The sequence below is a fragment of the Bacillus sp. 204(2023) genome (assembly GCF_037027505.1).
Taxonomy (GTDB): domain Bacteria; phylum Bacillota; class Bacilli; order Bacillales; family Bacillaceae; genus Bacillus; species Bacillus subtilis.
Genome location: NZ_JAXCHE010000001.1, coordinates 131,891 through 151,907 on the forward strand (window position 1 = coordinate 131,891; position 20,017 = coordinate 151,907).

At 45.4% G+C, this 20,017-nt stretch carries 17 protein-coding genes and 1 riboswitch; of the genes, 16 read left to right on the forward strand and 1 reads right to left on the reverse strand.

The genetic code is table 11. The features are described 5' to 3' along the window. The first annotated feature begins 55 nt into the window (after positions 1–55). From polX to WA279_RS00725, 12 genes are all read left to right on the forward strand, one after another. Positions 56–1,768: a DNA polymerase/3'-5' exonuclease PolX gene (gene polX, locus WA279_RS00670; RefSeq protein WP_336153871.1), complete on the forward strand. Its 1,713-nt coding sequence runs from the start codon at positions 56–58 to the stop codon at positions 1,766–1,768. 20 nt (positions 1,769–1,788) lie between these two features. Continuing rightward, entirely contained in the window at positions 1,789–4,146 is a 2,358-nt protein-coding gene (locus tag WA279_RS00675; RefSeq protein WP_336153874.1) for an endonuclease MutS2, read from the forward strand. 14 nt (positions 4,147–4,160) lie between these two features. Further along, positions 4,161–4,565, forward strand: coding sequence for a DUF350 domain-containing protein (locus WA279_RS00680; protein WP_003237674.1), 405 nt, complete (start codon positions 4,161–4,163; stop codon positions 4,563–4,565). A 188-nt stretch (positions 4,566–4,753) separates the two neighbouring features. Further along, positions 4,754–6,436 carry a long-chain-fatty-acid--CoA ligase LcfA gene (gene lcfA, locus WA279_RS00685; RefSeq protein WP_336153876.1) on the forward strand — a complete coding sequence of 561 codons (1,683 nt, stop codon included), beginning with the start codon at positions 4,754–4,756 and terminating at the stop codon, positions 6,434–6,436. A gap of 105 nt (positions 6,437–6,541) precedes the next feature. After that, positions 6,542–7,126 (forward strand): fatty acid metabolism transcriptional regulator FadR, encoded by a 585-nt coding sequence (fadR, locus tag WA279_RS00690; protein WP_014477593.1) that lies wholly within the window; start codon positions 6,542–6,544, stop codon positions 7,124–7,126. A 14-nt stretch (positions 7,127–7,140) separates the two neighbouring features. Then, positions 7,141–7,917, forward strand: a complete 777-nt coding sequence (locus tag WA279_RS00695) for an enoyl-CoA hydratase (RefSeq protein WP_038828015.1) — start codon at positions 7,141–7,143, stop codon at positions 7,915–7,917. A 14-nt stretch (positions 7,918–7,931) separates the two neighbouring features. Then, positions 7,932–8,705: an electron transfer flavoprotein subunit beta gene (gene etfB / locus WA279_RS00700; RefSeq protein WP_014480500.1), complete on the forward strand. Its 774-nt coding sequence runs from the start codon at positions 7,932–7,934 to the stop codon at positions 8,703–8,705. A gap of 35 nt (positions 8,706–8,740) precedes the next feature. Then, positions 8,741–9,718 (forward strand): electron transfer flavoprotein subunit alpha, encoded by a 978-nt coding sequence (gene etfA, locus WA279_RS00705; protein WP_336153879.1) that lies wholly within the window; start codon positions 8,741–8,743, stop codon positions 9,716–9,718. Positions 9,719–9,935: 217 nt separating this feature from the next. Continuing rightward, positions 9,936–11,423 carry an alpha-L-arabinofuranosidase AbfB gene (abfB, locus tag WA279_RS00710; RefSeq protein WP_015483534.1) on the forward strand — a complete coding sequence of 496 codons (1,488 nt, stop codon included), beginning with the start codon at positions 9,936–9,938 and terminating at the stop codon, positions 11,421–11,423. 322 nt (positions 11,424–11,745) lie between these two features. Next, on the forward strand, positions 11,746–12,060 hold the full coding sequence (gene trxA / locus WA279_RS00715) for a thioredoxin (protein WP_336153881.1): 315 nt from the start codon (positions 11,746–11,748) through the stop codon (positions 12,058–12,060). A 135-nt stretch (positions 12,061–12,195) separates the two neighbouring features. Further along, on the forward strand, positions 12,196–13,968 hold the full coding sequence (uvrC, locus tag WA279_RS00720) for an excinuclease ABC subunit UvrC (RefSeq protein ID WP_336153883.1): 1,773 nt from the start codon (positions 12,196–12,198) through the stop codon (positions 13,966–13,968). A 64-nt stretch (positions 13,969–14,032) separates the two neighbouring features. Then, positions 14,033–14,212: riboswitch (Lysine riboswitch) on the forward strand. A gap of 125 nt (positions 14,213–14,337) precedes the next feature. Next, positions 14,338–15,564: an aspartate kinase gene (locus tag WA279_RS00725; RefSeq protein ID WP_024572581.1), complete on the forward strand. Its 1,227-nt coding sequence runs from the start codon at positions 14,338–14,340 to the stop codon at positions 15,562–15,564. Between the two features lie 43 nt (positions 15,565–15,607). Here the strand turns inward: WA279_RS00725 and WA279_RS00730 are convergent, their stop codons facing one another. Then, positions 15,608–16,054, reverse strand: coding sequence for a YslB family protein (locus tag WA279_RS00730; protein WP_003222508.1), 447 nt, complete (start codon positions 16,052–16,054; stop codon positions 15,608–15,610). Between the two features lie 292 nt (positions 16,055–16,346). Here WA279_RS00730 and sdhC point away from each other — a divergent pair, with 292 nt between their 5' ends. From sdhC to WA279_RS00750, 4 genes are read left to right on the forward strand one after another with little or no spacing between them, the layout of a single operon-like run. Next, positions 16,347–16,955 carry a succinate dehydrogenase cytochrome B558 gene (gene sdhC / locus WA279_RS00735; protein WP_003222512.1) on the forward strand — a complete coding sequence of 203 codons (609 nt, stop codon included), beginning with the start codon at positions 16,347–16,349 and terminating at the stop codon, positions 16,953–16,955. A 33-nt stretch (positions 16,956–16,988) separates the two neighbouring features. Continuing rightward, the gene (sdhA, locus tag WA279_RS00740) at positions 16,989–18,749 is read left to right on the forward strand and encodes a succinate dehydrogenase flavoprotein subunit (RefSeq protein ID WP_003229567.1); all 1,761 of its coding nucleotides are present in this window, start codon (positions 16,989–16,991) and stop codon (positions 18,747–18,749) included. A gap of 2 nt (positions 18,750–18,751) precedes the next feature. Beyond that, entirely contained in the window at positions 18,752–19,513 is a 762-nt protein-coding gene (sdhB, locus tag WA279_RS00745) for a succinate dehydrogenase iron-sulfur subunit (RefSeq protein ID WP_003229569.1), read from the forward strand. A 60-nt stretch (positions 19,514–19,573) separates the two neighbouring features. Further along, the gene (locus tag WA279_RS00750) at positions 19,574–20,017 is read left to right on the forward strand and encodes an acyl-CoA thioesterase (RefSeq protein WP_015251520.1); all 444 of its coding nucleotides are present in this window, start codon (positions 19,574–19,576) and stop codon (positions 20,015–20,017) included.

Here is a 20,017-nt window from a genome sequence, read left to right on the forward strand (position 1 = left end):
GAGAAGTTTTTTTCAAGTATGATGGAAACATATGTGAACGTCTGGGGGTTATGATATGCATAAAAAAGATATTATCCGGCTGCTTGAAACCATTGCAGTCTATATGGAACTAAAAGGGGACAACCCGTTTAAAGTATCTGCCTTCCGAAAAGCGGCGGCAGCCTTGGAACAGGACGACCGAAGCTTATCAGAAATTGACGATATGATGTCGCTGTCCGGAATTGGAAAAGGAACGTACAGCGTCATTAAAGAGTATATAGATGAAGGAAAGTCAAGCACGCTCGAATCGCTGCAGAAAGAAGTGCCGGAAGGACTCGTGCCTTTATTGAAGCTGCCAGGGCTCGGCGGCAAAAAAATCGCAAAGCTGTATAAAGAGCTCGGCGTACACGATGCAGAATCTCTGAAGGAAGCCTGTGAGCAGCAAAAGGTCCAGGGTCTTGCGGGCTTCGGCAAAAAATCGGAAGAAAAAATATTACAGGCGCTCGGGGAAGCCGGAAAACAGCCTGAACGGTTCCCGATCGGATACGCCCTCCGGATCGCGCGGGAAATTGAGAAGCATCTTTCTCAATTTACGCATATCATCAAATTTTCCCGTGCCGGAAGTCTCCGCAGAGCGCGGGAAACGGTGAAGGATCTGGATTATATCATTGCTACAGATCATCCCGCTGAAGTAAGAGAGCAGCTTCTTGAGCTGCCAAACATCAAAAGCGTGATCGCAAGCGGAGATACGAAGGTGTCCGTCATCCTTTCCTTTGAATATGAAACAAGCGTCGATTTCCGCCTTGTGACGGAAGAGCAGTTTCCGACAACACTCCATCATTTTACGGGATCAAAGGATCACAATATTAAGATGCGCCAAATCGCCAAAGAACGCGGCGAGCGGATCAGTGAATACGGCGTTGAGACAGTTGAAACCGGAGAGATCAAAACATTTCCGAGTGAACGTGAATTTTATGCGCACTTCGGCCTGCCGCTGATTCCGCCGGAAATTCGTGAAAGCGGACAGGAAGTGGAAACCTACAGCGACAGCATTGAACTGATAGAGCTCGGGCAAATCAAAGGTGATCTCCACATGCACTCAACGTGGAGCGATGGTGCATTTTCGATCAGAGAGATGGCTGAAGCCTGCATCAAAAAAGGCTATCAATACATGGCGATCACCGATCACTCACAATATTTAAAGGTCGCCAACGGCCTTACTGCAGAAAGACTTAAGCAGCAGGCAAAAGAAATTGACGCGCTGAATGCAGAGTTCGAAAACTTCCGTATTTTGAAAGGCGTTGAGATGGATATCCTGCCTGACGGTACGCTCGATTATGATGACGATGTGCTTGCGGAAATGGATATCGTTATTGCATCGATTCATTCCAGTTTTAATCAGCCGGAACACGTGATTATGAAACGGCTTGAGACGGCACTGACAAACAAGCATGTTGACATTATCGCACATCCGACCGGGCGCCTTATCGGCAGACGGGCCGGTTACGAAATCGATATTGATCAGCTGATTGAGCTTGCGAGGAAAACAAATACGGCGCTTGAACTCAACGCCAACCCTGCGCGCCTTGATCTGCGCACAGAGCATTTAATGAAAGCAAACGAACAAGGGGTTACATTGGTGATTAATACTGATGCCCATAATATTGAGATGTTAGACGATATGAAAACTGGCGTTACTGCCGCGCGCAAAGGATGGACGGAAACGAAAAACGTTCTGAATGCCCGGTCGCTTAAAGACGTAGAGGCATTTCTGAAGCGCAACGATTAAGTAAGGAGGCTCACACAATCGTGCAGCAAAAAGTATTATCAGCTCTTGAATTTCATAAAGTGAAAGAACAGGTTATTGGGCATGCCGCTTCATCGCTCGGAAAAGAAATGCTTCTCGAGCTTAAGCCTTCTGCTTCTATAGACGAAATCAAAAAACAGCTGGATGAAGTAGACGAAGCTTCTGACATTATCCGGCTGAGAGGCCAAGCGCCATTTGGCGGCCTTGTAGATATCAGAGGAGCGTTAAGACGGGCGGAAATCGGCAGCGTTCTCAGTCCTTCTGAATTCACTGAAATCTCAGGCCTGCTTTATGCAGTTAAACAAATGAAACATTTTATCACCCAAATGGCTGAAGACGGTGTCGACATTCCGCTGATCCATCAGCATGCTGAACAGCTTATCACGCTGTCCGATTTAGAGCGGGACATTAATTCCTGCATTGATGATCACGGAGAAGTGATTGATCATGCATCGGAAACATTAAGAGGAATCCGCACACAGCTCAGAACACTCGAATCAAGAGTCAGAGACCGGTTAGAGTCGATGCTGCGTTCCTCTTCCGCATCGAAAATGCTGTCTGATACGATTGTTACGATTCGGAATGACCGCTTTGTGATCCCGGTCAAACAGGAGTACAGATCCAGCTATGGAGGAATTGTGCATGACACCTCATCCTCTGGTGCGACACTATTCATTGAACCGCAGGCGATTGTAGATATGAACAATTCCCTTCAGCAGGCGAAAGTGAAAGAAAAGCAAGAAATTGAACGGATTTTGCGTGTGTTGACAGAGAAAACGGCAGAGCATACAGAGGAGCTATTTCTAGATTTGCAAGTGCTGCAGACTCTTGACTTTATTTTTGCAAAAGCTAGATATGCAAAAGCGGTTAAAGCAACAAAACCGATTATGAACGACACCGGCTTTATCCGTTTGAAAAAAGCCCGCCATCCATTGCTTCCGCCTGACCAGGTTGTTGCCAATGACATCGAGCTTGGCCGCGATTTTTCAACCATTGTCATCACAGGGCCAAACACAGGGGGGAAAACAGTCACCCTTAAAACGTTAGGCCTGCTAACCTTAATGGCGCAATCAGGTCTTCATATCCCGGCAGATGAAGGGTCAGAAGCGGCAGTATTTGAGCACGTATTCGCTGATATCGGTGATGAACAGTCGATTGAGCAAAGTTTAAGTACGTTCTCATCCCATATGGTGAATATTGTCGGCATTTTAGAACAGGTCAATGAAAACAGCCTTGTGCTTTTCGATGAACTTGGTGCAGGGACAGATCCGCAGGAGGGGGCGGCCCTCGCCATGAGCATCTTGGATGACGTGCATCGCACCAATGCACGAGTGTTAGCTACGACGCATTATCCGGAATTGAAGGCGTACGGCTATAACAGAGAAGGCGTCATGAATGCCAGCGTTGAATTTGACATCGAAACGCTGTCACCGACCTATAAACTTTTAATTGGTGTGCCGGGTCGAAGCAATGCTTTCGAAATTTCAAAACGCCTCGGGCTTCCGGACCATATCATCGGGCAGGCGAAGTCAGAAATGACGGCCGAGCATAACGAAGTCGATACGATGATTGCGTCGCTGGAACAAAGCAAAAAACGTGCGGAAGAAGAGCTTTCTGAGACAGAATCAATCAGAAAAGAAGCGGAAAAACTGCATAAAGAGCTGCAGCAGCAAATCATCGAGCTTAACAGCAAAAAAGACAAAATGCTTGAAGAGGCAGAACAGCAGGCTGCTGAAAAAGTAAAAGCGGCAATGAAAGAAGCCGAGGACATTATTCATGAATTGCGCTCCATAAAAGAAGAACATAAATCCTTCAAGGATCACGAGCTGATTAACGCGAAGAAACGGTTAGAAGGCGCTATGCCGGCTTTTGAAAAGTCCAAGAAACCGGAAAAGCCGAAAGCGCAAAAACGCGACTTTAAGCCTGGCGACGAGGTGAAAGTCCTCACTTTCGGGCAAAAAGGAACATTGCTCGAAAAAACAGGCGGCAATGAATGGAATGTTCAAATCGGTATTTTAAAGATGAAAGTAAAAGAAAAAGATCTGGAGTTTATCAAATCAGCTCCGGAGCCAAAAAAAGAAAAAATCATTACAGCGGTCAAGGGAAAGGACTATCACGTATCGCTTGAACTTGATCTCCGTGGCGAACGCTATGAAAATGCCCTCAGCCGGGTTGAAAAATACTTGGATGATGCGGTGTTAGCCGGATATCCAAGAGTGTCAATCATCCACGGAAAAGGAACCGGCGCTTTAAGAAAAGGCGTACAGGATCTTCTGAAAAACCACCGCAGCGTCAAAAGTTCCCGTTTCGGTGAAGCAGGTGAGGGAGGATCAGGCGTTACGGTTGTTGAACTAAAATAAAAGGGAGTATGGCCATGAGTGATTTTTGGGAAAACGAGCTTGTGGAAATCGCGGCATATTACAGTGTCGCGGTTCTCTGCCTCGTCCTCTTTTTGACTGTGTTTGAGCTGGTGACGGCTTATAAAAACTGGGAAGAGATTCAAAAAGGAAATCTTGCGGTGGCAATGGCGACCGGCGGAAAAATTTTGGGAATCGCAAACGTATTTCAGCATTCCATCTCCCAGCATAATTCGCTGCTGCAAATGATCGGCTGGGGCGTTTACGGGTTTGTTATGCTTCTGATCAGCTACTTTATTTTTGAGTTTTTGACTCCGCGGTTTAAAATTGATCAGGAAATCGAAAATGATAACCGGGCTGTCGGCTTTATTTCATTTGTCATTTCTGTCGGGCTTTCTTTTGTGGTGGCAGCCGGAATATAAGGGGACGGAGAATAGATGGAAAAGCTTGCTAAAATACTGCTCGCCGCAGCGGGAATCTTTTTGTTAATTGGTCTTATATATCTGTTCATATTATGAGAAAAAGAAAGATTTACCTTTCTTTTTCTTTTTTTTGCCGTCCATCTGCTATAATGATAAGGTGGATCTCTAAAATCGAAAGGGGAGGTTTTATGCAGTCTCAAAAGCCGTGGCTTGCCGAGTATCCCAACGATATCCCGCATGAGCTTCCGTTGCCGAATAAAACCCTGCAATCCATCCTGACAGACTCCGCCGCACGATTCCCTGATAAAACCGCAATATCGTTTTATGGAAAAAAACTCACCTTTCATGACATTCTGACGGATGCTCTTAAACTTGCAGCTTTTTTGCAGTGCAATGGCCTGCAAAAAGGAGACAGAGTGGCTGTTATGCTGCCCAATTGCCCGCAAACAGTGATTTCTTATTATGGCGTCTTGTTTGCCGGTGGCATCGTGGTGCAGACGAATCCGCTTTATACCGAGCATGAGCTTGAATACCAGCTTAGAGATGCTCAGGTAAGTGTGATCATCACCTTAGATTTGCTTTTCCCGAAGGCAATAAAAATGAAAACGTTATCAATAGTCGACCAGATTTTGATAACCAGCGTAAAAGACTATTTGCCTTTTCCGAAGAATATTCTTTACCCGCTGACGCAAAAACAAAAAGTGCATATCGACTTTGACAAAACAGCTGACATTCACACGTTCGCTTCCAGTATGAAGCAGGAAAAAACTGAACTCCTGACAATCCCGAAGATCGATCCTGAGCATGATATCGCTGTCCTCCAGTATACCGGAGGAACAACCGGAGCTCCAAAAGGGGTTATGCTCACGCACCAAAATATTTTGGCAAATACTGAAATGTGCGCCGCTTGGATGTATGACGTGAAAGAAGGCGCTGAAAAAGTGCTGGGCATCGTCCCGTTTTTTCATGTCTACGGACTGACGGCAGTCATGAACTATTCGATTAAACTAGGCTTCGAAATGATTCTTCTTCCTAAGTTTGATCCGCTCGAAACACTTAAAATCATCGACAAACACAAACCGACGCTCTTTCCTGGCGCACCGACAATTTACATTGGCCTTTTGCATCACCCCGAATTGCAGCATTATGATCTGTCATCCATTAAAAGCTGTCTTAGCGGATCAGCCGCGCTTCCCGTGGAGGTAAAGCAGAAATTTGAAAAGGTGACTGGCGGAAAGCTTGTGGAAGGCTATGGTTTGTCTGAGGCATCCCCAGTGACGCACGCCAATTTTATATGGGGGAAAAACAAGCCGGGCAGTATCGGCTGTCCTTGGCCGAGTACGGACGCTGCGATCTATTCTGAAGAGACGGGTGAGCTTGCCGCTCCGTATGAGCATGGAGAAATCATTGTAAAAGGTCCGCAAGTCATGAAAGGATACTGGAATAAACCAGAGGAAACCGCCGCAGTGCTGAGAGATGGCTGGCTGTTCACCGGGGACATGGGCTATATGGATGAAGAAGGCTTTTTCTATATTGCTGACAGGAAGAAGGATATCATCATTGCCGGCGGTTACAATATTTACCCGCGTGAGGTAGAAGAAGCGCTTTATGAACATGAAGCCATCCAGGAAATTGTTGTCGCAGGCGTTCCCGATTCCTACAGGGGAGAAACAGTAAAAGCATTTGTCGTATTAAAGAAAGGCGCAAAAGCCGATGCAGAAGAACTGGATGCCTTTGCGAGATCTCGACTAGCTCCCTATAAGGTGCCCAAAGCCTATGAGTTCAGAAAAGAGCTGCCGAAAACGGCGGTGGGAAAAATTTTAAGAAGGCGTTTACTTGAAGAAGGAACCGAAAATCATCATATCAAATAAAAAAAAGAGAACGTCTATGAATAAACTTGACAAACCTGAAAATCCTTCTTATCATAAAATTATGAATGAATAGTCATTCATTTCTATAGGAAGGAACGATGAACATTGAAGCAAAAACGGCCAAAGTATATGCAGATTATTGATGCAGCAGTAGAAGTCATTGCAGAAAACGGCTACCACCAGTCACAGGTATCCAAAATTGCCAAACAAGCCGGAGTAGCGGACGGCACCATCTATCTCTATTTTAAAAACAAAGAAGATATTTTAATTTCTCTTTTCAAAGAAAAAATGGGTCAATTTATTGAGCGGATGGAAGAGGACATTAAAGAAAAAGCAACAGCGAAAGAGAAATTGGCGCTTGTGATTTCAAAGCATTTTTCCCTTTTAGCGGGTGACCATAATCTCGCAATTGTCACGCAGCTTGAGCTCCGCCAATCCAACTTGGAGCTGCGCCAAAAAATCAACGAAATATTAAAAGGCTACTTAAATATTTTGGATGGCATTTTGACCGAAGGTATACAATCAGGCGAATTAAAAGAAGGCCTCGACGTCCGCCTCGCCCGGCAGATGATTTTTGGAACGATTGACGAAACCGTGACAACATGGGTGATGAATGACCAAAAGTACGATCTCGCTGCGCTTTCAGACAGCGTTTTAGAATTATTGGTGTCCGGAATTCATAATAAGTAAAGGAGTTCTGTCCTATGAATGCAATATCACTGGCAGTTGATCAATTTGTGGCAGTTTTGACGATTCACAATCCGCCGGCAAATGCGCTTTCCAGCCGGATATTAGAAGAGCTGTCTTCCTGTCTTGATCAATGTGAGACAGATGCAGGCGTACGAAGCATTATCATTCACGGCGAGGGAAGATTTTTCTCAGCCGGCGCTGATATTAAAGAATTTACATCGCTTAAAGGCAATGAGGATTCCTCATTGCTCGCTGAGCGCGGCCAGCAGTTAATGGAGAGAATCGAAAGTTTTCCAAAACCGATTATCGCGGCGATTCACGGCGCTGCTCTCGGAGGCGGGCTGGAGCTTGCGATGGCCTGTCATATCAGAATCGCAACAGAAGATGCTAAGCTAGGGCTCCCGGAGCTTAATCTCGGTATCATTCCGGGTTTTGCGGGGACACAGCGCCTTCCGAGATATGTCGGTACTGCCAAAGCATTAGAGCTCATCGGATCAGGAGAACCGATATCCGGAAAAGAAGCGCTTGATCTCGGACTTGTCTCAATTGGAGCGAAAGATGAGGCAGAAGTGATTGAAAAAGCAAAGGCACTTGCCGCTAAGTTTGCAGAGAAAAGCCCGCAAACGCTGGCATCTTTGCTTGAGCTTCTTTATTCCAACAAGGTGTATTCCTATGAAGGCAGCTTAAAGCTTGAAGCAAAGCGATTTGGGGAAGCATTTGAGTCAGAGGACGCCAAGGAAGGCATCCAGGCATTTCTCGAAAAAAGAAAGCCTCAGTTCAAAGGCGAATAAAAGGGGATATGATCATGAATCTATTTGTACTGATGAAACGGACGTTTGACACAGAAGAAAAAATCGTCATTGAAACAGGAAAGATTCAGGATGACGGAGCGGAATGGATCATTAATCCATATGATGAGTACGCGATAGAAGAAGCCATCCAGCTGAAGGAAAAGCATGGCGGCACGATCACCGCCGTCACGGTCGGCGGTGAAGAAGCGGAGAAAGAATTGCGTACGGCGCTGGCCATGGGTTGTGACCAAGCTGTTTTAATCAACATAGAAGATGATCTCGAAGAACCCGACCAATATTCCATTTCTCAAGTTTTATACCACTATATGAAGGATCAGGAGTTTGATTTGATTCTCGGCGGAAATGTTGCCATTGACGGAGGATCAGGACAAGTGGCGCCTCGGCTTGCCGAGCTACTGGACATTCCGTGTATCACTACGATCACCAAACTCGAAATCAACGGCACTGATGCAGAAGCAGAAAGGGACGTCGAAGGGGATGTTGAAAAAATCAAAACGACGCTCCCATTGCTTGTCACAGCTCAGCAGGGCTTAAACGAGCCGCGCTATCCATCGCTTCCGGGAATTATGAAGGCTAAGAAAAAGCCGCTTGAAGAGCTTGAACTTGATGATCTTGACCTGGACGAAGAGGATGCTGAACCAAAGCTGAAAACCATTGAGCGTTTTCTGCCGCCGAAAAAAGAAGCCGGGAAGCTTCTCCAAGGTGAGCCTGCTGAACAGGCAAAAGAGCTTGTCTCATTGCTCCGCAGCGAAGCTAAAGTCATTTAAAGCTTGGACATTCAAAGAAACAGGGGGATGTTAGAATGGGAAAAAAAGTGATCGTGCTTGGAGAAATACGCGATGGGGAATTGCGGAATGTCACCTTTGAAGCAATAGCTGCAGGAAGAACCATTTCAGGAGATGGAGAAGTCATCGGTGTTCTCATCGGTGAAAATGTACAAAGCATTGCACAAGAGCTTATTCATTACGGAGCGGATAAAGTTCTTACCGCTGAGGACCCGAAGCTGAAAACATACACGGCAGATGGGTACAGCCAAGTCATGAGAGGTATTATCGAGCAAGAAAACCCTGATTCAGTCATCTTCGGGCATACGGCAATGGGCAAGGATCTTTCACCGAAGCTTGCTGCCCGGCTGCAAACAGGCTTAATTTCTGATGCTATAGATGTAAGCGTTACCGGAGGGAATGTTGTGTTCACACGGCCGATTTACTCGGGGAAAGCTTTTGAACGCGTCATTTCAACCGATCCGATGATCTTTGCAACAATTCGCCCCAATAACATTCAAGCTTCAGAAAAAGACACCAGCAGGTCGGGAAGCATCGAAAGCATGAATGTCTCTCTTACTGACCTTCGCACCGTGATTCAAGAGGTCGTGAAAAAAACGGCGGACGGTGTTGATCTCTCCGAAGCGAAAATTATCGTTGCGGGCGGCCGAGGAGTCAAAAGTAAGGAAGGATTTCAGCCGCTGCAGGAGCTTGCAGAGGTGCTAGGGGCCGCAGTCGGGGCTTCTCGCGGGGCATGTGACGCTGATTATTGCGATTACGCTCTCCAAATCGGGCAGACCGGGAAAGTCGTTACTCCGGATTTGTACATTGCATGCGGCATTTCCGGCGCCATCCAGCATTTGGCAGGCATGTCAAACAGCAAGGTGATCGTCGCCATCAATAAAGACCCCGAAGCCGATATCTTTAAAATAGCGGATTACGGCATCGTCGGTGATTTATTTGAAGTTGTCCCGTTATTAACTGAGGAATTCAAACAATTGAATATACACTCATAAAGGAAATCCCGGACTTTAAAAGTTCGGGATTTTTTCATATTTATAAATACATACGTACAAATATAAAAACAATAGAAAATGTTGTTGACATGTACGAACATATATAATATGGTTACTTTAAAAGCGCTTACATTCATGCTGACTCCTCAGGCAAAAGACAGATCACATATTTGACTGTGGTGCTTTTCATATCCGTATGAAAGGAATGATCAGAGGCATGTCTGAACATCAAGCAGTGATTCAAACAGATATTGTAAAAGGAACCATTAACAAAAATATATACGGTCATTTTGCTGAGCATTTAGGAAGAGGGATTTATGAGGGGATCTGGGTAGGAACGGACTCAGACATCCCCAATATCAACGGGATACGAAAGGACGTGCTGGAGGCGCTCAAACAACTGCACATTCCTGTCCTCAGGTGGCCGGGCGGGTGTTTTGCGGACGAATACCATTGGGCAAACGGTGTCGGTGACCGTAAGACAATGCTGAACACTCACTGGGGCGGTACAATTGAATCAAATGAATTCGGAACGCATGAATTTATGATGCTTTGCGAGCTGCTTGAATGCGAGCCATATATTTGCGGCAATGTCGGAAGCGGAACCGTTCAGGAAATGGCGGAGTGGATTGAGTATATGACATTTGAAGAAGGCACGCCGATGTCAGACTGGAGAAAACAAAATGGAAGAGAAGAGCCTTGGAAGCTGAAATATTTCGGCGTGGGCAATGAAAACTGGGGCTGCGGCGGCAACATGCATCCCGAATACTACGCAGATCTGTACCGGCGTTTTCAGACTTATGTCCGCAATTACAGCGGGAATGACATTTATAAAATTGCAGGCGGCGCAAATGTGGATGATTTTAATTGGACGGATGTGCTTATGAAAAAAGCCGCTGGCCTGATGGACGGGTTGAGTCTTCATTATTACACGATTCCGGGGGATTTCTGGAAGGGCAAAGGATCAGCCACAGAATTCACGGAAGATGAATGGTTTATTACGATGAAAAAAGCCAAATACATCGATGAATTGATTCAAAAACACGGCACGATTATGGACCGGTACGATCCGGAGCAGCGGGTCGGGCTGATTATTGATGAATGGGGCACGTGGTTTGATCCCGAGCCAGGCACGAATCCCGGTTTCTTATATCAGCAAAACACCATTCGTGATGCACTGGTGGCGGCTTCTCATTTCCACATTTTCCATCAGCATTGCCGCCGGGTGCAAATGGCCAACATCGCCCAAACAGTAAACGTTCTGCAAGCGATGATTTTGACTGAGGGAGAGCGGATGCTTTTGACACCGACGTACCATGTATTCAATATGTTTAAGGTGCATCAGGACGCTTCTCTTTTAGCCACAGAGACAATGTCTGCCGACTATGAATGGAACGGTGAAACGCTTCCGCAAATCAGCATTTCAGCGTCGAAACAAGCTGAAGGCGATATCAATATCACAATTTGCAACATCGATCACCAAAACAAAGCGGAGGCGGAAATCGAGCTGAGAGGCCTACACAAGGCAGCGGACCATTCCGGAGTCATTCTTACGGCAGAAAAAATGAATGCGCATAACACGTTTGACGATCCTCATCATGTCAAACCGGAATCCTTCAGACAGTACACGCTCAGCAAAAACAAACTGAAAGTAAAACTCCCGCCAATGTCAGTCGTCTTACTTACGCTGCGTGCCGATTCTTAATCGCGCAAGAGCGCCGGAGCTTCATGCCGGCGCTCTTTTTCAGGTTTTAAAACAGCTCCGGCAGGGCATGGTAAAGTACATGACAGTGAAGAGGAGATGTTATCTTATGCTTCGTACCATTTTAATGATTATTGGGGCAATTGTAGTGATCGGGGCCATTATCAGATTTGTGTTTTAAAAAAAGAGCATATCCCATTCAACCATATAAAAATGAGTAAACCGGCTGTGATCAGGAAAAAATAATTTGTAAGCATTAAAATAGCGTGAACGAATGGGAGATGCTATACTAAAAATCATCATTTCACATTGGAGGAATTCAATAATGGCTATCGTAAAAGCAACTGATCAATCTTTCTCAGCTGAAACAAGCGAAGGCGTCGTACTGGCAGACTTCTGGGCTCCTTGGTGCGGACCTTGTAAAATGATTGCACCTGTTCTTGAAGAACTGGATCAAGAAATGGGCGACAAACTGAAAATTGTAAAAATCGATGTAGACGAAAACCAAGAAACAGCTGGAAAATTCGGCGTTATGAGCATCCCGACTCTTCTTGTGTTAAAAGACGGCGAAGTAGTTGAAACTTCAGTCGGCTTCAAACCAAAAGAAGCGCTTCAAGAGCTTGTAAACAAACATCTTTAATTTTCCGCTGCTTACATGCCAGAGCGATTCCGATTGAGGGATCGCTTTTTTTATTCGCCAATTGTGAACCATAGAGAAAAACAAACGTTCGTGTTAAACTGGAAATAAAGGATTAAATATAAGGAAGGGTACCATATGAACAAACAACTGAAAGAAAAACTCGCCCTCCTTCCCGATCAACCGGGTTGTTATCTCATGAAGGACCGGCAGCAGACTGTGATCTACGTAGGGAAAGCAAAAGTGCTGAAAAACAGAGTGCGCTCCTACTTCACCGGTTCTCACGACGCGAAAACCCAAAGGCTTGTGACGGAAATCGAGGATTTTGAATATATCGTGACGTCCTCCAATATTGAAGCGCTTATTTTAGAAATGAATCTGATCAAAAAGCATGATCCGAAATACAACGTCATGCTCAAAGATGACAAAACCTATCCTTTCATAAAACTCACCCATGAACGCCACCCAAGGCTGATTGTCACCCGCAATGTCAAAAAAGACAAAGGGCGCTATTTCGGGCCATATCCGAATGTACAGGCAGCAAGGGAAACAAAAAAACTGCTCGACCGTCTGTATCCTCTCAGAAAATGCTCCAAGCTCCCGGACAGAGTGTGCCTTTATTATCATCTGGGCCAATGTCTTGCTCCGTGCGTAAAGGATATTTCCGAAGAGACGAACAGAGAGCTGGTTGAAAGCATTACTCGTTTCTTAAGGGGCGGCTATAATGAGGTCAAAAAAGAGCTTGAAGAGAAAATGCATGAAGCTGCTGAGAATCTTGAGTTTGAACGAGCAAAAGAGCTTCGTGACCAAATGGCCCATATTGAATCAACGATGGAAAAACAAAAAATGACGATGAACGATCTAGTCGACCGTGACGTATTCGCGTACGCGTACGATAAGGGCTGGATGTGCGTGCAGGTCTTTTTCATCCGCCAAGGGAAGCTCATTGAACGCGATGTCAGCATGTTTCCGCTTTATCAGGAAGCTGATGAAGAGTTCCTCACGTTCATCGGGCAGTTCTATTCAAAAAACAACCACTTCCTTCCGAAGGAGATTTTAGTACCGGACAGCGTAGATCAATCCATGATCGAGCAGCTGCTGGAAACAAACGTTCACCAGCCGAAAAAAGGTCCGAAAAAAGAACTGCTCATGCTTGCCCATAAAAATGCGAAAATTGCATTGAAAGAAAAATTCTCTTTAATCGAACGGGACGAGGAGCGTTCAATCGGGGCAGTGCAGAAGCTAGGTGAGGCATTAAATATTTATACGCCGCACAGAATTGAAGCGTTTGATAACTCAAACATACAGGGGACAAACCCGGTTTCCGCGATGATTGTGTTTATCGACGGCAAACCATACAAAAAGGAATACCGCAAATATAAAATCAAAACTGTTACAGGGCCGGATGATTACGGTTCTATGAGAGAGGTTGTCAGAAGACGCTATACGAGAGTGCTTCGTGAGAATCTGCCGCTGCCCGATCTGATTATCATTGACGGAGGAAAAGGGCAGATCAACGCAGCAAGGGATGTCATTGAAAATGAACTCGGCTTGGATATCCCGATCGCCGGTTTAGCGAAAGATGAAAAACACAGAACCTCAAATTTACTGATCGGTGATCCGCTGGAGGTGGTGTATCTGGAACGAAACAGCCAGGAATTTTACCTCCTGCAGCGCATTCAGGACGAGGTGCACCGTTTTGCAATCAGTTTTCACAGGCAAATCCGGGGAAAAAGCGCGTTTCAATCCGTTTTGGACGACATCCCGGGTATCGGAGAGAAAAGAAAGAAAATGCTGTTAAAGCATTTCGGTTCCGTTAAAAAAATGAAGGAAGCAAGCCTTGAGGACATCAAAAAAGCCGGTGTTCCCGCAGCGGCGGCTCAGCTCCTTTACGACAAATTGCAAAAATAATGTTGTCCTTTTAAATAAGATCTGATAAAATGTGAACTAATTTCATAGTTAGATCGTGTTATATGGTGAAGATAGAGGTGCGAACTTCAAGAGTATGCCTTTGGAGAAAGATGGATTCTGTGAAAAAGGCTGAAAGGGGAGCGTCGCCGAAGCAAATAAAACCCCATCGGTATTATTTGCTGGCCGTGCATTGAATAAATGTAAGGCTGTCAAGAAATCATTTTCTTGGAGGGCTATCTCGTTGTTCATAATCATTTATGATGATTAATTGATAAGCAATGAGAGTATTCCTCTCATTGCTTTTTTTATTGTGGACAAAGCGCTCTTTCTCCTCACCCGCACGAACCAAAATGTAAAGGGTGGTAATACATGGGTCTTATTGTACAAAAATTCGGAGGCACTTCCGTCGGCTCAGTCGAAAAAATTCAAAATGCGGCAAACCGCGCAATTGCAGAAAAACAGAAAGGCCATCAAGTCGTTGTCGTCGTTTCAGCAATGGGAAAATCCACTGACGAATTGGTCAGCCTTGCAAAAGCTATTTCTGACCAGCCGAGCAAACGCGAAATGGATATGCTGCTGGCGACAGGCGAGCAGGTCACGATTTCACTCCTTTCAATGGCATTGCAGGAAAAAGGCTATGACGCTGTGTCTTATACTGGCTGGCAGGCGGGAATCCGTACGGAGGCCATTCACGGAAACGCCAGAATTACAGATATCGACACATCGGTTTTAGCAGACCAGCTTGAAAAGGGAAAAATTGTCATTGTTGCAGGATTCCAAGGCATGACAGAGGATTGTGAAATTACGACATTGGGCCGGGGCGGTTCAGATACAACAGCAGTTGCTTTGGCTGCCGCTTTAAAAGCTGATAAATGTGACATATACACAGACGTGCCAGGCGTGTTTACAACCGATCCGCGCTATGTGAAATCAGCGAGAAAACTTGCGGGCATCTCATACGATGAAATGCTTGAGCTTGCCAATTTAGGCGCCGGCGTTCTTCATCCAAGAGCAGTTGAGTTCGCGAAAAATTACCAAGTGCCGTTAGAAGTGCGTTCAAGTACAGAAACCGAAGCGGGAACATTAATTGAGGAGGAATCATCCATGGAACAGAATTTAATTGTCAGAGGCATTGCATTTGAAGATCAAATCACAAGAGTAACCATTTACGGGCTGACTAGCGGCCTGACAACTTTGTCTACTATTTTTACGACACTTGCCAAAAGAAACATAAACGTGGATATCATTATCCAAACGCAGGCCGAGGACAAGACTGGAATTTCCTTCTCTGTCAAAACAGAAGATGCAGACCAAACCGTTGCAGTGCTTGAAGAGTATAAAGACGCGCTGGAATTTGAGAAAATCGAGACAGAAAGCAAATTGGCTAAAGTATCCATTGTTGGATCCGGCATGGTCTCAAATCCCGGTGTAGCGGCTGAAATGTTTGCTGTACTGGCGCAAAAAAACATTTTAATCAAAATGGTCAGCACATCTGAAATCAAAGTGTCAACAGTCGTAAGCGAAAATGACATGGTGAAAGCAGTCGAGTCGCTTCACGATGCATTTGAGCTTTCAAAACACCCTTCAGCTGTGTAATGACAATCAAAAAGGCGGGACTATGCAGTCACCGCCTTTTTGATTACACTGGGTCTTTCATATCCCATTTCACAGTCAGAACCACTTTATCGGCTCTCTTTTTCACTTGTTCATATGATTCGGCAATCTGATCATTCATCAATTGAATTTGTTCAGCGATAAAACCAGCCTCCAGCTGAAAGCAAGGTTCTTTCTGATGTTTAAGCCGGTTGGAAATGATCGGCCCTTCAAGTTCAAATTCAAGCTCCTGTTTTTTAGCGCTTACGTTGGTGAGGGTTCCCCAGCCCGCTTCTTCAAAGAAGGCCGGAAATTCCTCCCATGATTCAAGAGGAAACTTACGGGCGAGATGTTTTCCTGCCCAATACATCATGGAAGAGTAATCTTGGCCAAGCATATCTGGGAGAACGATCTCTCGTATTAGTTCGTAGGCATAGGCGTTCATTTCAATTTCTTTTAGGTTGTCAATAGATGCTTCAAATTTAGACTTCATATCTGTCTCCCCTCTCTCCTGCGTATATTATAGCTCAAACAGGGGGGAGGATTACAGAATGATCCTGTAATTCTTATGAAAAATTAAGCAAGAAATATATATTGATAAAATAAAATTTTTCAATCAACTAATCAATTCGGAAAATTATAATTTATGTACGCGTTTTCTTGACGCCCTTTTGAGGGAGGAGTAAAATGAAATTGTCAATAAATCTTAATAAAGTGCTTACAATTGAAAGAAGTGGGGGAAGAGATTTAGCACATTTCGCACTTATCAAACAGGGGGTAAAGTAATGTCTGGGAACAGAGAGTTTTATTTTCGAAGATTGCATTCCTTGCTTGGCGTCATACCGGTCGGCATCTTTCTCATTCAGCATTTAGTCGTCAACCAGTTTGCCGCAAGGGGCGCTGAAGCATTCAATAGCGCTGCTCATTTTATGGATAGTCTGCCTTTCAGGTATGCCTTGGAAATTTTTATTATCTTCTTACCATTAATTTATCATGCAGTTTATGGTGTGTACATAGCGTTTACTGCGAAAAATAACGCAGGCCAATACAGCTACATGAGAAACTGGCTATTCGTCCTGCAGCGTGTAACCGGTATCATCACCCTCATTTTCGTCAGCTGGCACGTGTGGGAAACCCGCATTGCCGCACAAATGGGTGCTGAGGTCAATTTCGACATGATGGCGAATATTTTGAGCTCTCCGGCTATGCTTGGTTTTTACATTGTCGGTGTTTTATCAACAATTTTCCACTTCTCGAACGGTTTATGGTCTTTCGCTGTTACATGGGGCATCACGGTAACGCCTCGTTCTCAAAGAATTTCGACATACGTTACGCTGATTATTTTTGTTGCACTGTCATACGTAGGCTTAAAAGCGATTTTCGCATTTGTTTAAGAGTACTAGATTACTAGAGGGAGAGGGGCTATCATGAGTCAATCAAGCATTATCGTAGTCGGCGGGGGTCTTGCCGGCCTCATGGCGACAATTAAAGCAGCGGAATCAGGAATGGCGGTTAAATTGTTTTCCATCGTTCCTGTCAAACGTTCTCATTCAGTTTGTGCGCAAGGCGGCATAAACGGAGCGGTCAATACAAAAGGGGAAGGTGACTCTCCGTGGGAACATTTTGATGACACGGTATACGGGGGAGACTTTCTTGCCAACCAGCCGCCGGTCAAGGCGATGTGTGAAGCGGCGCCTTCGATCATCCACTTATTAGACCGGATGGGTGTTATGTTTAACCGGACGCCTGAAGGCCTGCTTGATTTCCGTCGATTCGGGGGTACACAGCATCACAGAACTGCTTATGCTGGTGCGACGACGGGACAGCAGCTGCTTTACGCACTGGACGAGCAAGTGCGCAGATACGAAGTTGCGGGTCTGGTCACAAAATACGAAGGCTGGGAATTCCTTGGCGCTGTTTTAGATGATGACAGAACCTGCCGCGGAATTGTTGCACAAAACCTGACAAACATGCAAATTGAATCCTTCCGTTCAGACGCTGTCATTATGGCGACGGGCGGACCGGGAATCATTTTTGGAAAATCAACGAACTCCATGATTAATACAGGATCTGCTGCATCAATCGTTTATCAGCAGGGAGCGTATTATGCAAACGGAGAATTCATTCAAATCCACCCGACAGCCATACCGGGCGATGACAAACTAAGACTGATGAGTGAATCAGCGCGTGGAGAAGGCGGGCGCGTGTGGACATATAAAGACGGCAAACCGTGGTATTTCCTGGAGGAAAAATATCCGGCATACGGAAACCTGGTGCCGCGTGATATTGCGACACGCGAAATATTTGATGTGTGTGTGAACCAGAAGCTCGGCATTAACGGTGAAAACATGGTATATCTCGATCTGTCTCATAAAGATCCGAAAGAGCTTGATATTAAGCTTGGCGGCATCATTGAGATTTATGAGAAATTCATGGGAGACGACCCGCGTAAGCTTCCAATGAAAATCTTCCCTGCGGTCCATTATTCTATGGGCGGTTTATGGGTGGATTACGATCAAATGACAAACATCCCTGGACTGTTTGCGGCTGGGGAATGTGATTATTCTATGCATGGCGGCAACCGCTTGGGAGCGAACTCCCTGCTGTCTGCGATTTACGGAGGCATGGTGGCCGGACCGAATGCGGTGAAATATGTAAACGGCTTAGAATCTTCAGCGGAAGACATGTCTTCATCCTTATTCGACGCTCACGTTAAGAAAGAAGAAGAAAAATGGGCTGATATTATGAGTATGGACGGAACCGAAAATGCCTATGTTCTTCACAAAGAGCTCGGTGAGTGGATGACGGCGAACGTAACGGTTGTCCGCCATAATGACAAGCTTTTGAAAACGGATGACAAAATTCAGGAGTTAATGGAGCGCTTCAAAAAGATCAACATCAATGACACGACAAAATGGAGCAACCAGGGAGCGATGTTCACACGCCAGTTCTCGAACATGCTTCAGCTTGCGAGGGTGATTACCCTTGGCGCATACAACCGTAATGAAAGCCGGGGCGCCCATTATAAACCAGATTATCCTGAACGTAATGATGACGAATGGCTCAAAACAACAATGGCTAAACATGTAAGCCCGTATGAAGCGCCGGAATTTGAGTATCAGGATGTCGATGTATCACTGATAACGCCTCGGAAACGGGATTACTCGAAGAAGAAGGTGGCGAAATAATCATGAGTGAACAAAAAACCATACGATTTATTATCACACGTCAAGATACAGCCGACAGCACGCCTTACGATGAAGAATTTGAGATTCCATACCGCCCAAATCTGAACGTCATTTCCGCTCTGATGGAAATCCGCCGGAATCCGGTTAATGTCAAAGGTGAGAAGACAACCCCTGTCACATGGGATATGAACTGTCTTGAGGAAGTATGCGGCGCATGTTCAATGGTCATAAACGGAAAACCCCGCCAGTCTTGTACGGCGCTTATTGACCAGCTTGAACAGCCGATCCGTTTAAAACCAATGAAAACATTCCCAGTCGTTCGTGATTTGCAGGTTGATCGCAGCAGAATGTTTGATTCATTGAAAAAAGTAAAAGCGTGGATACCGATTGACGGTACGTACGATTTAGGACCGGGGCCGAGAATGCCGGAAAAACGCCGTCAATGGGCATATGAATTATCAAAATGCATGACATGCGGCGTCTGCCTCGAAGCTTGCCCGAATGTGAACAGCAAATCGAAGTTCATGGGGCCTGCACCGATGTCGCAAGTCCGCCTGTTTAACGCGCATCCGACAGGCGCCATGAATAAATCTGAACGATTGGAAGCATTAATGGATGAAGGCGGCCTTGCAGATTGCGGCAACTCGCAAAACTGTGTTCAATCCTGTCCGAAGGGGATTCCGCTTACCACTTCGATTGCAGCCTTGAATAGAGATACAAACTTACAAGCGTTCCGCAATTTCTTCGGAAGCGACAGAGTATAAGAAGAAAAAACCTCTTCCGCATGGGAGAGGTTTTTTTAAACAATAAGGAGATGAAAAAAGATGAAGCTTCCCGCTTATATTGATATGCCGTTTCAAGAATGGAAAACATCCTTTTCTTTTTTCAATGAGGTATCCGTAAGATTTTCCGAGACAGACATGTTTGGGCATATGAATAATGTAACTCCTTTTATATACTTTGAGGAGGCGCGGATTTCTTATTTTAAAAAGCTGAATATGATGAGTGAAAACAAACAGACCATGACAGTCGTGGCAAGCCAGCAGTGCGATTATTTGCGCCAAGTCATGCCTTATGAAGAGTTGCGCATCTATGTGAAAACAAGCGCCGTCGGCAGTTCATCTCTTACTTTGCACTATCTCGGAGAGAACCTCGAAGGCGAACCCTGCTTCACCGGGGCAGTCGTGATGGTTCAAGTCTCAAAGGAAAGCGGCAAGGCTGTCAGCTGGACGGATGAGGAGAAAGAAACGCTTCTTCATACACGATAA